The following is a 210-nucleotide window of genomic DNA, read 5'->3' on the forward strand; positions in this document are numbered from 1 at the left end:
GCCGTGATCCTTTCTGGTCCGGCAGTCGTCCTCTCGGAAGACTACGTCGAGCTGCCAGTGCAGGCCATTCTCGACATCCCAGTGACGGCGCACGACGGCGAGCAGGTCGTTGGCGGACATCGGTCGCGAGAGCACATAGAGACAGCACTCTTCCTCCCGTTTGCCATCGGTCACACGCGTGCGCTTGACCTCGCCGATGGCTGCGAGGCC

Annotated in this window: 1 protein-coding gene; it reads right to left on the reverse strand. The window is 63.8% G+C overall.

Annotated features, from left to right (window positions below; all coding sequences use genetic code 11):
- Positions 1–210, reverse strand: a 210-nt coding sequence (locus AC0L25_RS32575; protein ID WP_473599207.1) for an ISAs1 family transposase, incomplete at both ends; no start/stop codon positions are given.

The organism is Mesorhizobium sp. WSM4813 (assembly GCF_055811555.1).